The sequence below is a fragment of the Eoetvoesiella sp. genome (assembly GCF_035555955.1).
GTDB lineage: Bacteria > Pseudomonadota > Gammaproteobacteria > Burkholderiales > Burkholderiaceae_B > Eoetvoesia.
Genome location: NZ_DATMGA010000018.1, coordinates 37586 through 58019, shown reverse-complemented (window position 1 = coordinate 58019; position 20434 = coordinate 37586). Strand labels below are relative to the sequence as shown.

15 protein-coding genes and 1 tRNA gene are annotated in these 20434 nt (G+C 62.9%); 8 read left to right on the top strand and 8 right to left on the bottom strand.

Features of this window, described 5'->3' with window-relative positions; all coding sequences use genetic code 11:
* Positions 1 to 62: 62 nt before the first annotated feature.
* From clpX to VNT00_RS06005, 4 genes are all read right to left on the bottom strand, one after another.
* Positions 63 to 1376 carry an ATP-dependent Clp protease ATP-binding subunit ClpX gene (clpX, locus tag VNT00_RS06020; protein ID WP_325585495.1) on the bottom strand — a complete coding sequence of 438 codons (1314 nt, stop codon included), beginning with the start codon at positions 1374 to 1376 and terminating at the stop codon, positions 63 to 65.
* 110 nt (positions 1377 to 1486) lie between these two features.
* On the bottom strand, positions 1487 to 2149 hold the full coding sequence (clpP, locus tag VNT00_RS06015) for an ATP-dependent Clp endopeptidase proteolytic subunit ClpP (protein WP_325585493.1): 663 nt from the start codon (positions 2147 to 2149) through the stop codon (positions 1487 to 1489).
* On the bottom strand, positions 2150 to 3460 hold the full coding sequence (gene tig, locus VNT00_RS06010; RefSeq protein ID WP_325585491.1) for a trigger factor: 1311 nt from the start codon (positions 3458 to 3460) through the stop codon (positions 2150 to 2152).
* Between the two features lie 450 nt (positions 3461 to 3910).
* A tRNA-Leu gene (locus VNT00_RS06005) sits at positions 3911 to 3995 on the bottom strand.
* A 107-nt stretch (positions 3996 to 4102) separates the two neighbouring features.
* Here VNT00_RS06005 and dapC point away from each other — a divergent pair.
* The 5 genes from dapC to VNT00_RS05980 all read left to right on the top strand — a co-directional run bounded on the left by dapC (position 4103) and on the right by VNT00_RS05980 (position 10163).
* Entirely contained in the window at positions 4103 to 5296 is a 1194-nt protein-coding gene (gene dapC, locus VNT00_RS06000) for a succinyldiaminopimelate transaminase (RefSeq protein ID WP_325585489.1), read from the top strand.
* Between the two features lie 71 nt (positions 5297 to 5367).
* Positions 5368 to 6192: a 2,3,4,5-tetrahydropyridine-2,6-dicarboxylate N-succinyltransferase gene (dapD, locus tag VNT00_RS05995; RefSeq protein ID WP_325585487.1), complete on the top strand. Its 825-nt coding sequence runs from the start codon at positions 5368 to 5370 to the stop codon at positions 6190 to 6192.
* Positions 6192 to 7334 (top strand): succinyl-diaminopimelate desuccinylase, encoded by a 1143-nt coding sequence (gene dapE / locus VNT00_RS05990; RefSeq protein ID WP_325585485.1) that lies wholly within the window; start codon positions 6192 to 6194, stop codon positions 7332 to 7334. Before dapD ends, dapE begins: the two co-directional genes overlap by 1 nt.
* Position 7335: 1 nt before the next feature.
* Positions 7336 to 8232: a 50S ribosomal protein L3 N(5)-glutamine methyltransferase gene (gene prmB, locus VNT00_RS05985; RefSeq protein ID WP_325585483.1), complete on the top strand. Its 897-nt coding sequence runs from the start codon at positions 7336 to 7338 to the stop codon at positions 8230 to 8232.
* On the top strand, positions 8229 to 10163 hold the full coding sequence (locus VNT00_RS05980; protein WP_325585481.1) for an ABC-F family ATP-binding cassette domain-containing protein: 1935 nt from the start codon (positions 8229 to 8231) through the stop codon (positions 10161 to 10163). The genes prmB and VNT00_RS05980 overlap by 4 nt, the downstream gene beginning before the upstream one ends.
* A 24-nt stretch (positions 10164 to 10187) precedes the next feature.
* Here the strand turns inward: VNT00_RS05980 and VNT00_RS05975 are convergent, their stop codons facing one another.
* The 4 genes from VNT00_RS05975 to purN all read right to left on the bottom strand — a co-directional run bounded on the left by VNT00_RS05975 (position 10188) and on the right by purN (position 16016).
* Positions 10188 to 12494 carry a UvrD-helicase domain-containing protein gene (locus tag VNT00_RS05975; RefSeq protein ID WP_325585479.1) on the bottom strand — a complete coding sequence of 769 codons (2307 nt, stop codon included), beginning with the start codon at positions 12492 to 12494 and terminating at the stop codon, positions 10188 to 10190.
* Positions 12491 to 13702 (bottom strand): DesA family fatty acid desaturase, encoded by a 1212-nt coding sequence (locus VNT00_RS05970; RefSeq protein ID WP_325585477.1) that lies wholly within the window; start codon positions 13700 to 13702, stop codon positions 12491 to 12493. The genes VNT00_RS05975 and VNT00_RS05970 overlap by 4 nt, the downstream gene beginning before the upstream one ends.
* Positions 13703 to 13870: 168 nt before the next feature.
* A complete protein-coding gene (locus VNT00_RS05965; RefSeq protein WP_325585523.1) occupies positions 13871 to 15145 on the bottom strand; it encodes an RsmB/NOP family class I SAM-dependent RNA methyltransferase in 1275 nt (424 codons plus the stop codon).
* A gap of 187 nt (positions 15146 to 15332) precedes the next feature.
* A complete protein-coding gene (gene purN / locus VNT00_RS05960) occupies positions 15333 to 16016 on the bottom strand; it encodes a phosphoribosylglycinamide formyltransferase (RefSeq protein WP_325585475.1) in 684 nt (227 codons plus the stop codon).
* A gap of 47 nt (positions 16017 to 16063) precedes the next feature.
* Between purN and VNT00_RS05955 the strand changes: the two genes are divergently transcribed.
* Genes VNT00_RS05955 through lspA form a run of 3 tightly spaced genes read left to right on the top strand, consistent with a single transcriptional unit; the run spans position 16064 to position 20391 of the window.
* A complete protein-coding gene (locus tag VNT00_RS05955) occupies positions 16064 to 17029 on the top strand; it encodes a bifunctional riboflavin kinase/FAD synthetase (RefSeq protein ID WP_325585473.1) in 966 nt (321 codons plus the stop codon).
* Entirely contained in the window at positions 17019 to 19856 is a 2838-nt protein-coding gene (ileS, locus tag VNT00_RS05950; protein ID WP_325585471.1) for an isoleucine--tRNA ligase, read from the top strand. The genes VNT00_RS05955 and ileS overlap by 11 nt, the downstream gene beginning before the upstream one ends.
* Positions 19849 to 20391 carry a signal peptidase II gene (gene lspA, locus VNT00_RS05945; RefSeq protein ID WP_325585470.1) on the top strand — a complete coding sequence of 181 codons (543 nt, stop codon included), beginning with the start codon at positions 19849 to 19851 and terminating at the stop codon, positions 20389 to 20391. The genes ileS and lspA overlap by 8 nt, the downstream gene beginning before the upstream one ends.
* The last annotated feature ends 43 nt before the right edge of the window (positions 20392 to 20434 follow it).

Here is a 20434-nt window from a genome sequence, read left to right as displayed (position 1 = left end):
CGACGATGTGGAAAATTTCAAGGTGTCGCATCGATAAACCCGTTTATCCAGAAAGTGAATCCTTAAGCGGCGGCGTCCTTCAGCTTGGGCACGTCGGACTTTTTATTGCCGGACGGCGACTCTTGTGCTTCGTCGTCGGCGTAAATAAGCAGGGGAACACCCTTGCCCAGGACGGCGTTTTCGTCGAGAACCACTTGTTTGACATTCTTCAGGGAAGGAAGTTCATACATGGTGCCAAGCAAGGACTGCTCGACGATGGAACGCAGGCCGCGAGCGCCTGTGCGCCGCTTCAGGGCGCGCTGCGCAATGGCGGAAAGCGCCGCCGGACGCACGTCAAGTTCGACGTCTTCCATTTCGAACAGCTTCTGGAACTGCTTGATCAGGGAGTTCTTGGGTTCGGTAAGGATGCGAACCAGGGTTTCTTCCTGCAGTTCTTCCAGAGTGGCAACCACCGGCAAACGCCCGACCAGTTCGGGGATGAGACCAAACTTGATGAGGTCTTCGGGTTCGACTTCGGCGAACAGCTCGCCCACGCCCCGTTCGGACTTGGCATTGACCGAGGCCGAGAAACCGATGCCGGATTTTTCGGTGCGGTCGCGGATGACCTTGTCCAGTCCGTCGAAGGCGCCGCCGACGATGAAGAGGATATTGGTGGTGTCGACCTGCACGAAGTCCTGGTTGGGGTGCTTGCGCCCGCCCTGCGGAGGCACCGAGGCCACCGTGCCTTCGATGAGCTTGAGCAGCGCCTGCTGAACGCCCTCGCCCGAAACGTCGCGGGTGATGGAGGGGTTGTCGGACTTGCGCGAGATTTTATCGATTTCGTCGATGTAGACGATGGCCCGCTGCGCTTTCTCGATGTCGTAGTTGCAGTTCTGCAGCAGCTTCTGGATGATGTTCTCGACGTCTTCCCCGACGTAGCCCGCTTCGGTCAGCGTAGTGGCGTCGGCCATGACGAAGGGAACGTCCAGCATGCGGGCCAGCGTCTGGGCGAGCAGCGTCTTGCCCGAACCGGTGGGCCCGATGAGCAGGATGTTGCTTTTGGAAAGCTCGACTTCGTCGCCCTTGACTTCGCCATAGCGGATCCGCTTGTAGTGGTTGTAGACCGCCACAGCCAGATTGCGCTTGGGAGTGTCCTGGCCTATGACGTAGCCGTCCAGGAAAGCCTTGATTTCCTGCGGCGTGGGCAGTTCGTTGCGAATTGCATCGCGAGCCGCCTCTTGTGTTTCCTCGAGAATGATATTGGTGCATAGATCAATACATTCGTCGCAGATGAACACATCGGGCCCAGCAATCAATTTACGAACTTCGTGCTGGCTTTTATTGCAAAACGAGCAGCGCAACACCTTTTCGTCTGCTGATCCTTTTTTTTCAGGCATAAAACTCTTCGATGATTCCGTAAAACAGGACGGCCCATGGGAGCCGGCCCGCCAAGTAATAAAGGAAAGGCGCACGCTAGAGGCAGGCGCTGCGCCAACCTGCCGGCGTCTTACGCCGGTGTTTCAGCGGCGCGGGAAACCAGAACCTTGTCTACCAAACCATACGATACCGCATCTTGCGCCGACATGAAATTGTCGCGCTCGGTGTCGAGAGCGATGCGCTCGATGGGTTGGCCGGTGTTGCTGGCCAGGATGCCGTTGAGGCGCTCGCGCAGGTCGAGGATTTCGCGGGCCTGGATCTGGATGTCGGAAGCCTGGCCCTGCGCACCGCCGGACGGCTGATGGATCATGATGCGCGAATTGGGCAGTGTATAGCGCTTGCCTTTGGCGCCCGCCGACAACAAGAACGCGCCCATGCTGGCGGCAATGCCCGTGCACAGCGTGGATACGTCGGGCTTGACGAATTGCATGGTGTCGTAGATGGCCAGGCCCGCATAGACCGAGCCGCCCGGCGAGTTGATGTACAGCGAAATGTCTTTGTCCGGATTTTCCGATTCGAGGAACAGCAATTGCGCCACGACCAGATTGGCCGACTGGTCGTTGACCGGTCCGACAAAGAAAATGACCCGTTCGCGCAACAGGCGCGAGTAGATGTCGTAAGAACGTTCACCGCGACCCGACTGCTCGACCACGATGGGCACATAGCCCAGGCTGGTTGGCGTTACCGAGTCGCCGCCATACATCGAAGCATAAAAATCCGTGAATCGCTGCATTTATGCAGTCCCCATAAGTTCTTCAAACGCTACTTTTTCGTCGTTGACCTTGGCCTTGGACAGAACGTGATTGACGACGTTTTCTTCCAGGACGATGGCTTCGATTTCGGAGCGGCGTTGACGATCGGAAAGATAATAGGCCACAACCTGGGCCGGCTGCTCGTAGTTTTGCGCCAGATCTTCGATGCGCGCGCGCACCTGTTCGGGCTTGGCCTTGAGGTCGGCGCTGTTGACCAGTTCGGACACCAGCAGGCCCAGGCGCACACGGCGCTCGGATTCGGCGCTGAAGGCTTCGGGCGGAATGGGCATGGTGTCGGCATTGGGCATGCCACGCTGCTTGAGCTCTTCGCGGGCGGCGGCAACGCGGTTTTGCGTGTCGCTTTCGACCAGGGCCTTGGGCACGTCGAACGTGCAGGCGGCCGCCAGAGCGTCCATGACGCTGGTCTTGGTGCGGGCCAGGGCGCGGGCCTTGGCTTCGCGCTCGATATTGGAACGGACGTCTTCGAGCAGCTTCTCGACATTGCCTTCGGCCTGGCCGAGTTCCTTGGCAAACGCTTCGTCGACCTCGGGCAGGATGGGCTCGGACACTTCCTTGACGGTGATGGCGAATTCGGCCTTCTTGCCGGCCACTTCCTTGCCGCCGTAGTTTTCGGGGAACTCAAGCGGGAAAGTCTTGCTTTCGCCGGCCTTCAGGCCGCGCACGGCGGTTTCGAACTCGGGGAGCATGCGGCCCTGGCCCAGGACGAAGGCGAAGCCTTCAGCCTTGCCGCCATCGAATTCCACGCCATCGATGGTGCCGACGAAATCGAGCGTGACACGGTCGTCGTCCTGGGCCGCACGGCCTTCGCGGGCTTCGTAGGTGGCGCGCTGCTTGCGCAGGATGTCGATGGTCTTCTGGACTTCGGCCTCGCCGACTTCGGTGTCGACCCGCTTGACTTCCAGGGCGGACAAGTCGGGAACCTGGACCTCGGGATACACCTCGAACGTGGCGGAAAAGGCCATTGCGCCTTCGTCGACGCCTTCGGTCTTGGGTTCGAGGCTGGGAGCGCCGGCAATGCGCAGTTTGTTTTCTTCGATGATCTGGTCGAGCGCACGGCCTACTTCGGAATTGATCACGTCGTAGCGGATGCCGGGGCCTTGCGTGCGTTCAATCAACGCCAGCGGAGCTTTCCCTGGGCGAAAGCCTTGGATTTTTGCCGTACGTGCGACGCGCTTGAGTTGCGACTGGACTTCCTTTTCGATGTCGGCCACCGAAACGACCAGATCAACACGGCGCTCCAGGCCGGACAGAGTTTCAACCACGGGCTGCATTAGGGACCTATATAAAAAAAGAGTAATAAAAATGACGAACAGAATATTTTACCGGAAACTGCGCCCGGAGACCGAGCCAGCGCGGCAAGATGGCCTTATTGTACGCATACGCGCGTCAGGCATGTTTTGCGTGGCGGTTCCATGGCCGCACAGACCGCAGGAATGGCCGACGCGCCGGACAACCGAAGACCATGCCGGGGTTGGCCGGCCCGACAATCGAGAGACGAAGCGGACGGACTCCCGACGGCATTTCCCTTCGCAGCCGGCCGAATACCGGCCATGTGTAAATCCCTGTGTAAAAAGTGTGCAGATGGTTGCTTATTATTGGAGTCTTACCTCTCAACAGCTTCATCACCGGGTCTATGGCTTCTTGGCTTGCAAGGGCTGTGGTTATCGAACCTTGCCCTTGCCTCGCGGCTTTTGCCTTTATAGCTTTTGCCTTGCCTTACATGGTGCGAACGGAGAGACTCGAACTCTCACACCTCTCGGCGCCAGAACCTAAATCTGGTGCGTCTACCAATTCCGCCACGTTCGCATGTTTCAAGGAAAGCCGGTTAGTTTAGCAATATTTTTTTTATCCGACAATACAGACCAACGCCATAAGCTTGTTAAAATTGGCGGTTAACTTTCAGGCTGGCCCGCATGAACCCAAGACTTGGCGCTCTACACCCCTATCCCTTCGAAAAACTCAGGCAACTGCTGTCGCAGGCCGATGCGCCGCCGGCAAATCTGGCCCCCATCAATCTTTCGATAGGCGAGCCCAAGCACGCCACGTCTCCGCTCATAGTCCGCGCCATGCAGGATGCCATGGCCGGCCTGTCGGTCTATCCGCCCACGCGCGGCGACGCCCCCCTGCGCAATACTATTGCCGACTGGCTGGCGCGCCGCTACGGCATCGCCCGGCCGGACCCCGAAACGCAGATACTCCCGGCATTGGGCTCGCGCGAGGCATTGTTCGCCTTCGCCCAGACCGTCATCAACCCCGACGCCGGATCCCTGGTGGTCAGCCCCAACCCCTTCTACCAGATCTACGAAGGCGCCGCGCTGCTTGCCGGGGCCCAGCCCTGGTTCATCAATTCGCAGCCGGAACTGAATTTCGGCTACGACTGGGCCTCCGTACCCGGCGAAGTCTGGAACAAGACCCGCCTGGTCTTCGTCTGCTCGCCGGGCAACCCGGCCGGCAATGTGATGTCCCTGGACGAATGGCGCACCTTGTTCGAGCTTTCCGACCAATACGGTTTCGTCATTGCCTCGGACGAATGCTATTCGGAAATCTACTTCGACGAATTCAACAAACCCCTGGGAGGCATGCAGGCGGCCGCCCTGCTTGGCCGCACCACCTACAGCAACCTGATGTGCTTCTCCAGCCTGTCCAAGCGCTCGAACGTGCCGGGCATGCGCTCGGGTTTCGTGGCGGGCGACGCCAGCCTGATCAAGCAGTTCCTGCTGTATCGCACCTACCAGGGCGGCGCCATCAGCCCGGTGGTCTCGCAAGCCAGCATCGCCGCCTGGAACGACGAAGCCCACGTGGTGGAGAATCGCCGTATATACCGCGAAAAATTCGAGGCGGTCGTGCCGCTGCTGAGCCCGGTCCTTGATGTGCGCTGGCCGGATGCCAGCTTCTACCTGTGGGCCGGCACCCCGTATTCGGACGTCGATTTCGCGCGTGGCCTATACTCGAAGGCCGCCGTCACCGTGCTGCCGGGAAGTTTCCTGGCGCGGCCCGCCCATGGCGTGAATCCGGGCGCCAACCGCATCCGCATCGCGCTGGTGGCCCCCAAAGAGCAATGCATCGAGGCGGCGCAGCGCATCGTAAACTTTGTATCGCAGCACTGACAACCGCCGGCGAACGATGCCGCAGCCGCCATCCATTTCCATTTTTTCAATCCTGAACACTTATAACAGCCATGACACTCAATCATCTTCAAGCCACTATTGAACAAGCCTGGGAAAACCGTGCCAACCTGGCGCCCGGCAACGCCGACGCCGCCGTGCGCGAAGCCGTCCAGGAAACCCTGGCCGCGCTCGACGCCGGCACCCTGCGCGTCGCGCAAAAAACCGACGGAAACTGGGTCGTGCATCAGTGGGTGAAAAAGGCGGTGCTGCTGTCGTTCCGGCTCGAGAACAACCAGGTCATGGGCCAGGCGCCCATGCAGTTCTACGACAAGGTGCCGCTCAAGTTCAGCGACTACTCGGCCCAGGACTTCGCCGGCGCGGGCTTTCGCGTGGTACCGCCCGCCGTGGCGCGCAAAGGCTCGTTCATCGGCAAAAACGTGGTGCTCATGCCTTCGTACGTCAACGTCGGCGCCTATGTCGATGAAGGCACCATGGTCGACACCTGGGCCACGGTGGGGTCGTGCGCCCAAATCGGCAAGAACGTCCACCTTTCGGGCGGCGTAGGCATCGGCGGCGTGCTCGAACCCCTGCAGGCCAATCCCACCATCATCGAGGACAACTGCTTCATCGGCGCGCGCTCGGAAGTCGTCGAAGGCGTCATCGTCGAAGAAAACTCGGTGCTGGCCATGGGCGTGTTCATTTCGCAAAGTACCAAGATCTACGACCGCAGCACCGGCGAAATCACCTACGGCCGCGTACCCTCCGGCTCGGTGGTGGTGCCCGGCTCGCTGCCTTCCAGCGACGGCTCCCACAGCCTGGCATGCGCGGTCATCGTCAAGCGCGTCGACGCGCAAACCCGCGCAAAAACCAGCGTCAACGATCTGCTGAGGACCTGATGCCCGATTCCGCCGCCCTGCTGCTGACGCAGGATCTCATCGCCCGCCCTTCGGTCACCCCCGCCGACGCCGGCTGCCAGCAGGTCCTGGCCGCGCGCCTGGGCCCGGCCGGATTCGCGTGCGAAACCATGGTCTTCGACGATGTCACCAATTTCTGGGCGCGCCGCGGCCAGGCGGCGCCCTTGCTGGTCTTTGCCGGCCACACCGACGTCGTGCCGACCGGCCCGCTGGAAAAATGGGCCAGCGACCCGTTCCAGCCGGTCGTGCGCGACGGCCTTCTGTACGGACGCGGGGCGGCGGACATGAAAAGCTCGATCGCCGCCTTCGTCGTCGCCGTGGAAGAGTTCGTGGCCGCCCACCCGGATCACAAGGGTTCCATCGGCATGCTCATCACCTCCGACGAAGAAGGCCCTTCCATCAACGGCACGGTCAAGGTCTGCAACGCGCTCGAGGCGCGCGGCGACAAACTGGACTACTGCATCGTGGGCGAGCCGACTTCAGTCGAGCAATTGGGCGACACGGTAAAGAACGGCCGCCGCGGCTCGCTGTCGGGCAAGCTCACGATCAAAGGCAAGCAAGGCCACGTGGCCTACCCACACCTGGCGCGCAATCCCATCCATCTTCTGGCGCCCGCGCTGGCCGAACTGGCCGGCACGGTATGGGACAACGGCAACGAATACTTTCCCGCCACAACCTTCCAGGTGTCCAATCTGCATGCCGGCACCGGGGCCACCAACGTGGTGCCCGGCGAGGCCGTGCTCGATTTCAACTTCCGCTTCTCCACCGAAAGCACCCCCGATGGCCTGAGGAAACGCGTCACGGACATTCTGCACAGCCATGGGCTGGAGTTCGATATAGACTGGGTCCTGGGCGGCGAGCCCTTCCTGACGCCCAAGGGCGAACTGAGCGCCGCGATCAGCAGCGCCATCCGGGAGGAAACCGGTGTCGCCGCCGAACTCTCCACCACGGGCGGTACGTCCGACGGGCGCTTCATCGCCAAGATATGCCCTCAGGTCGTCGAGTTTGGCCCTATCAACGCCAGCATCCACCAGATCGACGAACATATCCGGGTCGACTCGATCGAGCCCTTGAAGAACATCTACCGCCGCACGCTGGAAAACCTGCTGCTGGACCGGAGCTGACATGAACCCCGCTGCCTTCAACGAACTCTTCACCGTGCGCGACCTGCTGCGCTACGCCGTCAGCCAGTTCAACGCCGCCAAGCTGGCGTTCGGGCATGGCAGCGACAACGCCTGGGACGAAGCCGTTTACCTGCTGCTGCATACCCTGCACCTGCCCCTGGACACCCTGGATCCCTTCCTGGACGCACGCGTGCTGGCCGACGAGCGCGAGCGCTTTCTCACCCTGGTCGAAAGGCGCCTGACCGAACGCGTCCCGGCCGCCTACCTTACGGGCGAGGCCTGGCTGCAAGGCCACCGCTTCTCAGTGGACTCGCGGGTCATCGTGCCCCGCTCGCCCATCGCCGAGCTTCTGGCCGACGACCTGGCGCCGTGGATCAGCGACCCGGACAGCATCGAGTTCGTTCTCGACCTGTGCACGGGCTCGGGATGCCTGGCCGTGCTGGCCGCTCTGGCCTATCCCAATGCCCAGGTCGATGCCGTCGATATTTCGGACAACGCCCTGGAAGTCGCCGACGAGAACATCGAACAATTCGGGCTGGACGGACGCGTCACCACGCATCGCAGCGACCTGTTCGAACAGATGCCAAGCTGCGAGTACGATCTCATCGTATGCAACCCGCCGTACGTCAACAGCCACTCCATGGAATCCCTTCCCGCGGAATACCGCCACGAGCCCACCCTGGCCCTGGCCGGCGGCGAGGACGGCATGGACCTCGTGCGGCGCATTCTGGACAGCGCGCCCGACTTCATGGCGCCCGACGGCATCCTGGTACTGGAAATCGGCAACGAATACGAAAACTTTCTTGCGGCCTTTCCCGACCTTGAACCAGTCTGGCTCAGCACCGAAAACAGCGACGACCAGATCCTCCTGCTGACGAGGGAGCAGCTGGCATCGTGATTCGCGCCACAGGTCTGACGCTGCGCCGGGGCGTCAAGGTATTGCTCGACGAAGCCGATTTCGTCGTCAACCCGGGCGAGCGTGTAGGGATAGTAGGCAAGAACGGAGCCGGCAAGTCCACCCTCTTTGCGCTGTTGCAGGGCCGGCTCGACGCCGACGCCGGCACGCTGGATATCCCTGCCTCGTGGCGCATCGCCAGCGTGGAACAGGAAATCAGCGACAACACGCTGGCCGCTCGCGAATTCGTCATCGACGGCGACACGCATCTGCGCGCGCTGCAAGCGCAACGCACCGCCACGCCTGGCCACGATGGACACCGAATAGCGGAACTCGAAGCAGCCCTGGTGGAAGCCGATGCCTGGAGCGCGCCGTCGCGCGCCGAGCAATTGCTGGCCGGCCTGGGCTTCGCCCCCGACCAATGGATGAATCCGGTCAGCAGCTTCTCGGGCGGCTGGCAGATGCGTCTGGCGCTGGCGCGGGCCCTCATGGCCCCCTCCGAGCTCTTGCTGCTGGACGAGCCCACCAACCACCTGGACCTTGACGCCATGCTCTGGCTCGAGCGATGGCTGGGCGCCTACGAGGGAACCGTGCTGCTCATTTCGCACGACACCGAGTTCCTCGACGCCGTCGCCAGGGTCATCCTGCACTTCGACCAGGGCAAGCTGATACGCTACCGCGGCGGCCACCAGGACTTTCTGATGCAGCGCGCCGAGCGCCTGCGCCAGACCAGGCTGGCCTGGGAGAAGCAGACCCGCGAAACGGCCCGCCTGCAAAGCTTCATCGACCGTTTCAAGGCCAAGGCCACCAAGGCCAAGCAGGCGCAAAGCCGGGTCAAGGCCCTGGCCCGCATGGAAGCGCTGGCGCCCCTGCAGGTCGAAGCCGGCATCGACATTCGCATCCCCGAACCGCAAAGCATGCCCGACCCACTGCTGGTGCTGGACACGGTAAGCACCGGATACACGCTGGCCGACGGCACGGCCCGCCCTATTCTCAAGGACGTTACGCTCATGGTCCGGGGCGGCGCGCGCATCGGCGTGCTGGGTGTCAATGGCGCGGGAAAAAGCACGCTGATCAAGACCCTCGCGAACGAACTGGCCCCGCTGGACGGAGAACGCCGGGCCTCCAAAGGCCTGGAAATCGGCTACTTCGCCCAGCAACAGCTGGACATGCTGGATCCGGAGTCGACGCCGCTGCAGCATCTTGCCCGCCTGGCCCCGCAATCGCGCGAACAGGAGCTGCGCAACTACCTGGGCGGATTCGGCTTCAGCGGAGACACGGTCAACGGCCCGGTCGCCCCGATGTCGGGCGGCGAAAAGGCCCGCCTGGCCCTGTCGCTGATCGTCTGGCAAAAACCCAATCTGCTGCTGCTGGACGAGCCCAGCAACCATCTGGACGTGGACACCCGCGAAGCCCTGGCCACGGCATTGGCCGAGTTCCCGGGCAGCGTCCTGCTGGTCTCGCACGACCGCCATCTGCTGCGCACCACGGTGGACGATTTCTGGATCGTGGCCGACGGCCATGTCATGGAATTCGATGGAGACCTGGAAGACTATCGCGACTGGCTGGCGGCACGCGGCGCCAATGCCAGGGCCCAGGCCCGCGGCGAAGCGTCCCTTGATGCGGCGGAAAACCCGGTGGACCGCAGAACCCAGCGCCGCCAGGAAGCCGAGGAGCGCCAGCGCCTGGCGGGTCTGCGCAAACCGCTGGAAAGCAAGCTCAAGAAGGTCGAGTCCGATATGGACAAGGCCCAGGCGCGCCTGAAGGAACTGGATGCGCTGATCGCCGACCCCGGCTTCTACGCCGACGAACGCCGCCAGGAGCGGCTGCAGGCACTGGCCGAGCACGGCGACCTGAGCAAGCAGGCCGGCCTGCTCGAAGAGCAATGGCTGGAACTCCAGGAGCAACTGGAAGAGCTGGTCAGGACCGAGTGATCCGGGTTCGTATCGGGCGCCGGCTCAGCCGACGGTGATTTCCAGCTTGGCGATGCCCAGCGCCAGGGTCTTGGTGCCCGCGTCGCGGAACTGGATCTGCGCCTGGGCGTCCGTACCCGCGCCGCTAAGGCCGATTATCGTGCCCTCGCCGAACTTGGCGTGCCGAACCCCCTGCCCGATGCGGAAATGCTTGTCGCCCACGGAGACCCCGCTGGTCACACTGCGCGCCTGCCTGGGCGCTGCAATGCCCGTGGAAGGACGACCGTAGGCATCGCCGCGGCGATAGGCGCCCGCCGCCGGCCAAGCGCCGCTGGCCGCGAGCCGGTTGCCTTCCTTGGGGGTCAGCCACTTGAGATGCTCTTCGGGAATCTCGTCCAGAAAGCGCGAACGCATGGCGTAGCGGGTTTGCCCATGCAGCATCCTGCTTTGGGCCAGGGTCAGGTACAGGCGGCTGCGCGCGCGGGTAATGGCCACATACATCAACCGCCGTTCTTCTTCCAGCCCCGCCGCTTCGATCAGGCTGTTCTCGTGCGGGAACAGGCCCTCTTCGACGCCGGTGATGAACACTGTATCGAATTCCAGCCCCTTGGCCGCATGCACGGTCATCAATTGCACCGCATCCTGCCCCGCCTGGGCCTGGTTGTCGCCGGCCTCCAGCGACGCATGGGAAAGAAAGGCACCCAGCGGCGACATCTGGGGCAGTGAGTCGAACACGCCGCCGGAAGCATCGTCCGCAAGCGCATCGCCGGGCTGCTCGGCGGCATCGGACATCACGACGCGCCCAGCAGGCAGACCCTCGAAGTTCTCCTCCGCCTCGAACACCGCGGCGGCATTGACCAGTTCCTGCAGGTTTTCGAGCCGGTCGGCGCCCTCTTTTTCGCCCTGATAAAAGGTACGAAGGCCGCTGTGATGAACGACGTGCTCGACGAGTTCCGGCAAGGACAGGACCTGGGCCTCGTGCGCCATTTGCTGGATAAGCTCGGCGAACTTGAGCAGATTGGCGCCTCCCTTGCCCGACATCAACGGCACGGCCTTGTACAGGCTGGTATTGCCCTGGCGCGCCAGGTCGGACAACTGCTCCAGCGTGCGCGCGCCTATGCCGCGCGCCGGAAAATTGACGACGCGCAGCCACGAAGTATCGTCCTGCACATTGTCGATGAGCCGCAAATACGCCAGCGCATGCTTGATTTCCTGGCGCTCGAAAAAGCGCAGCCCGCCATAGACCTTGTAGGGAATGCGGGACGAAAACAGCGTGTGCTCGATGACCCGCGACTGGGCGTTGCTACGGTACAGCACCGCGATCTCGCTGCGCAGGCTGCCTTCGCCCACAAGCGCCTTGATCTCGTCGACAATCCATTGCGCCTCGAGCAAATCGGACGGCTGTTCGGTAACGCGCACGGGCTCGCCTTCGCCCTGCTCGGTCCACAGATTCTTCCCCAGGCGGGCGCTGTTGTGGGCAATGAGCGCATTGGCCGAATCCAGGATATGGCCGTACGAACGGTAGTTCTGCTCAAGCCGGATGACGTTGCCATGCGCATAGTCGCGCTCGAACTCGGCCATATTGCCGACATTGGCGCCGCGAAATGCATAGATGGACTGGTCGTCGTCGCCCACGGCGAACATGCAGGCGCCGCCGCCCGCAAGCAGCTTGAGCCAGCGGTACTGCAAGGTATTGGTGTCCTGGAACTCGTCGACCAGAATATGCCGGAAGCGCCGCTGGTAATGCTCGCGCACGGGCGCATTGCGCTGCAACAGCTCGTAGGCCCGCAGCAGCAACTCGGCGAAATCCACGACGCCTTCGCGCTCGCACTGGTCCTGGTACATCTGGTAGATTTCGACCAGGCGGCGCCTGTGGGCGTCCCACACCTCCACATCGCCGGGACGCTGGCCTTCTTCCTTGGCCCCGTTGATGAAGCGCTGCACATCGCGCGGCGGGTATTTGTCGTCGTCGATGCCCGCGCCCTTGATCAGCCTTTTTATGGCGGCCAGTTGATCGGCCGAGTCGAGGATCTGAAAGGTCTGCAGCAGGCCGGCATCGCGATGGTGCGCGCGCAGCATGCGGTTGCACAAGCCGTGGAACGTGCCCACCCACATGCCGCGCGTATTGATGGGCAGCAAGGCGGACAGGCGCGTCAGCATTTCGCGCGCCGACTTATTGGTGAAAGTGACAGCCAGCAGGCTGAAGGGACTGGCCTGGCTCGTCTGGATGAGCCAGGCCATGCGGGTGGTCAGTACCCGGGTTTTGCCACTACCTGCCCCGGCGAGCACCAGGGCATGCTGGGGTGGAAGTGTGACGGCGGCTTGCTGTTCCGGATTTAACTGCTCGATCATGCTGCGTAGCGACGCAGCCGATAGGAGAACTGTTCGAGCCCCTCGATGCCGCTTTGCTGGGCGCGCTGGCACCAGGCCTGCAGGTCATTGAGCAACTGCTCGCTGGTGGCCGTGGAGCTTTCCCACAGACGAGTCAGCTCGCGGCGCATCTGCACCAGGGTGGACAAGGACTGGCTGCCGGCCAGCGCCGTGTCGAGCTCGGCGCGCTGCGAGGGCTCGAGCTGGGCATCGTCGGTGCTGCTGATGAGGTTCTTGGCGCGGCTGAGCGACTGCCAGCGGGAATCCGCCCCGCCCTTGCTGCGCAAGGGCTTGAGCTTGGCGAGCTCTTCGGCGGCGGCCTTTTTGATGAGGTCGGTATAGCGGGCCAGGATTTCGTAGCGGTGCAGGATGACGCCTTCCAGGGTTTGCAGGCTGACCGGCGCCGTGGCCGGCTCGAGCTTGACCTTGGGCGCCACGCGCCGCACGGTGGCCAGGCGCAGGGCGCTGAGTATCCTGATATAGCCCCAGCCGATGTCGAATTCCCACCACTTGGTGGAGAACTTGGCCGACGTGCCGTAGGCGTGATGGTTGTTGTGCAGCTCTTCGCCGCCGATGATCAGGCCCCAGGGAAACACATTAGTGCTGGTGTCGGGGCTGGCGTAATTGCGGTAGCCCCACCAGTGGCCGATGCCGTTGACGACGCCGGCGGCCCAAAAGGGAATCCAGGCCATTTGCACGGCCCATACGGTAAGGCCCAGGACGCCGAACAGGGCAAGGTCGATGACCAGCATGATCATGACGCCCAGGACGCTATGGCGCGCGTACAGATGCCGCTCGAGCCAGTCGTCGGGCGTGCCGTGGCCGAAGCGCTTGAGGGTTTCGGCGTTGGCGGCTTCCTGGCGGTATAGTTCGGCGCCGCGGAAGAACACCTTGCCGATGCCGAAGATGACGGGCGAGTGCGGATCGCCTTCGCGTTCGCACTTGGCGTGATGCTTGCGGTGAATGGCCACCCATTCCTTGGTGACCATGCCCGTGGTGAGCCACAGCCAGAAACGGAAGAAATGCATGACCGAGGGGTGAAGGTCGAGGCCCCGGTGCGTTTGGCTGCGATGCAGGAAAATCGTGACGCCTAAAATGGTGATATGGGTAAGCACCAACGTAACAATAACGACTTGCCACCAGGAATACTGAAGTAAACCGCCGGCAAGAAAAGTAAGAAAATTGTCCATAAACCCTATTTTAGGCCTCGCATTGAATGACTAAAGGAGTTTAGCCCAGTTGCTCTTTCTATGACAGCGGTATTGCAAAATAGTTTTTGAGCAAAATCAAGCAGCTGTACGGGAATCGGGCCACGAAACGCCCAAGGCGGCAGGCCTTGTCCGCATGCCTGGCCAGCGTCAATCGCCCTCCGGCCCATCTTCGGCCTCCAGAGCCGGTTTGGCATCCGCCGGCTTGGCGCGCTCCATGACCGCGGCAAAGAATCCGTCCGTGCCGTGGCGGTCAGGCCGCATCGCCAGCCAGGGGCCTTGAAGTGTCAGATTTTTGCAACGATCTTGCACGATCTTGCCGGCATCCAGCAGCGTAAATTCGGGATTCTCGGCCAAAAACGCTTCTACCTGCTTCTCGTTCTCTTCCGGCAGGACGCTGCAGGTGGCATACACCAGCCGCCCTCCGGGCGCCACGCAACGCGACGCCTGGCGCAAAATACGCGCCTGGACCGCCATCAGTTCCTGCAAGGACTCGGGGTGCTGGCGCCATTTGAGATCGGGATTGCGCCGCAGCGTCCCCAAACCGCTGCATGGCGCGTCGATGAGCACCCGCTGCGCCTTGCCGCGCAGGCGCTTGACGCGCTGGTCGTTGTCGTCGGCAATGACCACGGGGACGATGTTGGACAGGCCGCTGCGCGCAAAACGGGGCTTGGCCCGCGCCAGCCGCGCCGCGGACACATCGAAAGCGTACAGGCGGCCGGTGGATCGCATCAACGCGCCCAGCAACAGGGTTTTGCCGCCCGCGCCCGCGCAATAGTCGATGACCATCTCGCCGCGCTTGACCCCCACCAGGGCCGCCAGAATCTGGCTGCCCTCGTCCTGCACCTCGATTTCGCCGTTTTCGAACATGGGCCAGCGGTTGACCGGCGGCCGGCCCTGCAGGCGTATGCCCCAGGGCGAGTATGGCGTAGGAGCGGGATCGAAGCGCGCCGCGGGCCCCGAGCGCAGGCTCGCCAGCATGGCATCGCGCTCCACCTTGAGCGGATTGACGCGGATATCCAGCGGCGCCGTGGCGTTCAGGGCGTCGATCAGCGCATCGGCATCTTCCAGCCGGGACAGGCGTTCGTCCAGCCAATCCGGCAGGCTGGCGCGCACTGCCCGCGACAAGCCCGCCACGTCGATGCGCCGCACATGCTCCAGCCAATCCCGCTCGACGTCGTCCAGTCCGGTGTTCAGGACGTCTTTGCTGAATACCGTGGACAGGCCCAGGATGGCCAGGCGCCGGGCCGAGGGGCCGACGCCGCTTTCGGCAAATTGCCGGTAGCGGCGCAAATTGCGCAGCACATCGAAGACCGCGTCCGCCACCTCGCCGCGATCGCGCGAACCCAGCTTGGGATGGGCGCGAAACCAGTGCGACAACACGGCGTCGGCGGGATATTCCCACTGCAAGACCTCGCCCAGCACGCTGCGCACCTGCTCGATGCGCGCCGCCGCCATGACGTAGGGCCGGCTCGGCCCTTGCTCCTGGGCGCCGCTACGCCGCGGCTCGGAGCCGCGCGAAGCCGAATTGCGGGCAGCGCTGCTTCGGGGCTCGGTGCGCCTGGAAGGCCCGCGCCGGGGTTTTTCTGCTGTTGCCATAGTCTGCCTTTATTTATTCAGCCTGCGCGCCTTGCGGCGCAATCATATTCATATAGGAACGGGTCGGAACGCCTTGTACCTGAACGCGCTGCCGGGCATCCAGCGTTACCCGCCCTTCGGCCAGCCAGCACGCCACTTGCGCATACACCTGGTGCTCCACTTCCAGCAGGCGCTCGGCCAACGACGCAGGCGTATCGTCGGCCAGCACCGGAACGATGCCCTGGGCGATGATGGGGCCGTGGTCGAGCGTCGGCGTGACGAAATGCACCGTGCAGCCGTGCCATTGCACACCGGCCTCGAGTGCCTGGCGATGCGTATGCAGGCCGGGAAAAGAAGGCAGCAGCGAAGGGTGGACGTTGATCAGCCGGCCACTGAAGTGCTCGACGAATTCGTCGGTCAAAATACGCATAAAGCCCGCCAACAGCACGTAGTCGGGCCGATGGGCGTCAATGGCGCCGGCCAGGGCCTGGTCGAACTGGTTGCGCGTGGCGTAGTCGCCGTGCGGCACAAGTGTAGCCGTTATTCCTTGCTCGCTGGCCCAGGCCAGGCCCTGCGCGCCCGCTGTGTTGGCAATGACGGCGCAGACCTGCGCCGAAGGCACCCTTTCCCGTAGCGCCTGGACGATGGCCTGCAGGTTGGATCCACGCCCGGAAATCAATACGACGAAACGGCAAGAGGGAGAATTTACGGCAAACAAAATATAATTTCCTGAGCTGGACAACGTAAAATTGTAAACTCTCAGACGTGAAACCTGCCCCAATAATTTATCGCACCCTTCCCCGTCACGATAGCGACCGCCCCAGCGCGGTAACCATCGGCAATTTCGACGGCGTCCACCGCGGCCACCAGGCCATCCTGACACAAGTCGGCCAATTGGCCCGCGAACGCGGCCTGGCTTCCACCGTCATGACCTTCCAGCCGCATCCGCGCGCCTATTTCGCCATGCGCGGCCAGCGGCCCGAACTCATCCCCACACAAATCAGCAGCCTGCGCGACAAGGTCTGGGCCATCGCCCGCCTGAACATCGACCAGATACTTCTCGAGCACTTCAACCAGGCGCTGTCCGACATGAGCGCCGAAGATTTCATCAAGTCTCTGCTCGTCCAGGGTCTGAACACCCGCTGGCTGCTGGTGGGCGAGGACTTCCGCTTCGGCCACAAGCGCATGGGCGACGTCGACCTGCTGCGCCGCACCGGCAAGCAATACGGCTTCGAGGTTGAAACCATTACCGACGTGCTCGACGAGCACGGCTACCGGATATCCAGTTCGGAAGTGCGCACCGCCCTGGCCGTGGGCAACCTGGAGCGCGCCGAGCACCTGCTGGGCCACGCCTACCGCATAAGCGGCCACATCATCCATGGCCAGAAGCTCGGGCGAACCCTGGGCTACCCCACTCTCAACCTGCGCGTGCCCCAGCTGTGCGCGGCGCGCTCGGGCGTATACGTGGTGCGCGCCCACGGACTGGCCGGCCACCCCATCAATGGCGTTGCCAGCCTGGGCGTGCGCCCCACCGTATCCAACGCCGGCCGCATCCTGCTCGAGGTGCATCTGCTGGATTGCCACGTCGATGCATACGGTAAACTGGCACGCATCGAATTCCTCGAATACCTTCGGGACGAAGAAAAATTTCCCGACCTGCCCACCATGATTTCCGCCATCGATAAAGATGCGCAAAACGCCCGCGAATATTTTGCCCTCCATGGACTATAGAAACACTCTGAACTTGCCCGAATCCCCCTTTCCCATGCGCGGCAACCTGGCCAAGCGCGAGCCGGGATGGATTGCCGAATGGGAAGAAAAAAAGGTGTATGCGGCCATCCGCGCCGCCAGCAAGGGACGCCCCAAGTTCGTGCTGCACGACGGCCCGCCGTATGCCAACGGCGACATCCACATCGGCCATGCCGTCAACAAGATCCTGAAGGACATCATCGTCAAAAGCCGCTCCATGGCGGGCTACGACGCGCACTATGTGCCGGGCTGGGATTGCCACGGCATGCCCATCGAAATCCAGATCGAAAAAAAATACGGCAAGCACCTGCCGGTGGCTGAAGTCCAGTCCAAGGCGCGCGCCTACGCCCATGAGCAAATCGACCGCCAGCGCCGGGACTTCAAGCGCCTGGGCGTCCTGGCCGACTGGGACCGCCCGTATCTCACCATGAATCACAGCAACGAAGCCGATGAGCTTCGCGTGCTGGCCCGCATCATGGACAAAGGCTATGTGTTCCGGGGCCTGAAGCCGGTGAACTGGTGCTTCGACTGCGGCTCGGCCCTGGCCGAGGCCGAGGTCGAATATGCCGACCGCAAGGATCCGGCGGTGCATGTCGCCTTCAAGTTCGGCGACAAGGAAAAACTGGCCCGCGCCTTCGGGCTGGAGCAGATCGACGACGGCGCGGTCGTCATCTGGACCACCACGCCCTGGACGCTGCCGGCCAACCAGGCCCTCAACGTACACCCCGAAATCGAGTACTCCCTGGTCAGGCTCGACCAGCCCCGCGCTACCGGCCCCCTGCTGCTGCTGGCCAAGGACCTCGTCGCCCCCTGCCTGGAACAATGGCAATTGAGCGGCACGGTCATCGCCACGACGACGGGCTCGGCCCTGGCCAACCTGGAGTTCAAGCACCCGCTTTACGACGCCGACCCCGGCTATCAGCGCATGTCGCCCATTTATCTGGCCGATTATGTGTCCCTGGACGCCGGTACCGGCGTCGTGCATTCGGCGCCGGCCTATGGCGTGGACGACTTTATTTCGTGCAAGGCCCACGGCCTGCCCGACGACCAGATAATCGGCCCCGTCATGGGCAACGGCCATTATGTGGACAGCCTGCCGTTGTTTGGCGGACTCATGATCTGGAAAGCCAACCCCGAAATCGTCAAGGCGCTGGACAACGCCGGCGCACTGCTCAAGCACGAAATGCAAAGCCACAGCTATATGCACTGCTGGCGGCACAAGACGCCCATCATCTATCGCGCGACCAGCCAGTGGTTCGCCGGCATGGACCGGCAGCCCAAGGAAGGCAAGACGCTGCGCGAATCGGCCCTGGCCGGCATAGACCAGACCGAGTTCTACCCCGCCTGGGGACGCGCGCGCCTGCATGCCATGATCGCCAACCGCCCCGACTGGACACTCTCACGCCAGCGCCAGTGGGGCGTGCCCATGGCTTTCTTCGTGCACAAGGAAACCGGCGAGCTGCACCCGCGCACGGTGGAACTGCTCGAAGAAGTCGCCCTGCGCGTCGAGAAGAACGGCATCGAAGCCTGGCAATCGCTGGATCCGCGCGAGTTGCTGGGCGACGACGCCGAGCACTACGAAAAGAATCGCGATACGCTGGATGTCTGGTTCGACTCGGGCACCACGCACGCCACCGTTCTGGGCGGAAAAGACCATGCGTTCAAAGGCTCGCACGCCGACGAGCTCAAATGGCCGGCCGACCTTTACCTGGAAGGCTCCGACCAGCATCGCGGCTGGTTCCACTCGTCCCTGCTGACCAGTTGCATGCTGTACGGCGCGCCGCCCTACAAGGCCCTGCTGACCCACGGCTTCGTGGTGGACGGCCAGGGCCGCAAGATGAGCAAGTCCGTCGGCAACGTCATCGCCCCGCAAAAAGTCTCCGACTCGCTGGGCGCCGAAATCCTGCGCCTCTGGACAGCCTCCACCGACTACTCGGGCGAACTGTCGATTTCCGACGAAATCCTCAAGCGCGTGGTCGAAGGCTATCGCCGCATCCGTAACACGCTCAAGTTCCTGCTGGGCAATGTCGTCGATTTCGACGTTCACGCCAATGCCGTGCCGCTGGACCAGATGTTCGAGATCGACCGTTACGCGCTGGCCATGACCGAACAGATGCAAAAGGAAACCCTGGCCAACTACAAGCGCTACGAGTTCCACCCTGCGGTATCGCGCCTGCAGATTTTCTGTTCTGAAGACCTTGGGGCCTTTTACCTGGATGTCCTCAAGGACAGGCTGTACACCGCCGGCCAGAACAGCCTGGCCCGCCGCTCGGCGCAGACCGCGCTGTACCATATTACGCACGCGCTGCTCAAGCTGATGGCGCCCGTTTTGTCGTTCACCGCCGAAGAGGCCTGGAAGGACCTGCATGGGCAAGGCGACACGCCCAGCATCTTCACCGAACTGTTCCACGCCCTGCCCGACCAGGTGGACGCGGCTGAACTCACCGCGAAATGGCAGCGCCTGCGGGAAATCCGCGCCGAAGCCATGCGCAAGATCGAAGACGTGCGCGCCACCGGCGAAATCGGCTCATCCCTGGCGGCCGAACTGGACATCTATGCCGGCGGCGACGACTACGACATGCTGCTTTCCCTCGAAGACGACTTGCGCTTCGTCCTGATCGTATCGCGCGCAACCGTGCATCCCACCGCCCAGGAACTACGCGTGCAGGTTGCACCCAGCGGCGCGCCGAAATGCGAACGATGCTGGCACCATCGCGCCGACGTCGGCCGCAATCCGGATCACCCGACGCTCTGCGGACGCTGCGACGACAACCTGTTCGGTTCGGGCGAACCGCGCCGCCATGCATAGCGACAAGCCCGCACGCACAGCGGCCAAGGTGCGCAAGACGCGGCGGTTCTGGGCCTGGATGCTGGGCGCCCTGATCATCGTCGTGCTGGACCAACTGACGAAAGGCTACGTGGATTCGCACCTTGCCTATGGCGAGCGCTGGCATCTGCTGCCGTTCTTCAACATCACCCTGCTGTACAACCCCGGTGCCGCCTTCAGTTTCCTGGCCGACGGACACGGATGGCAGCGATGGCTGTTCACGGCCATCGCCCTGGGCGCGGCCGGCCTGATCGTCAATCTGCTGCGCCGCTCCCCCGGCCAGTTGCTGTTCTGCAGCTCGCTGATGGCCATTCTGGGCGGCGCCGTCGGCAATCTGGTGGATCGCATGCAGCACGGGCACGTGATTGATTTTTTGCTGTTTTATTGGAATAGTTGGTATTTTCCGGCGTTCAATGTCGCGGATGTCGCCATTACGTGCGGCGCAGCGCTGCTGCTGCTGGACGAAGTGCTGCGCATACGGCGGGAACGCCGCAGCAAGGCCCGCAAGGCAGCCTGAACGCCCTTCCACTCCGGCCTTCCGGCCATACCCGAAAAGCCCA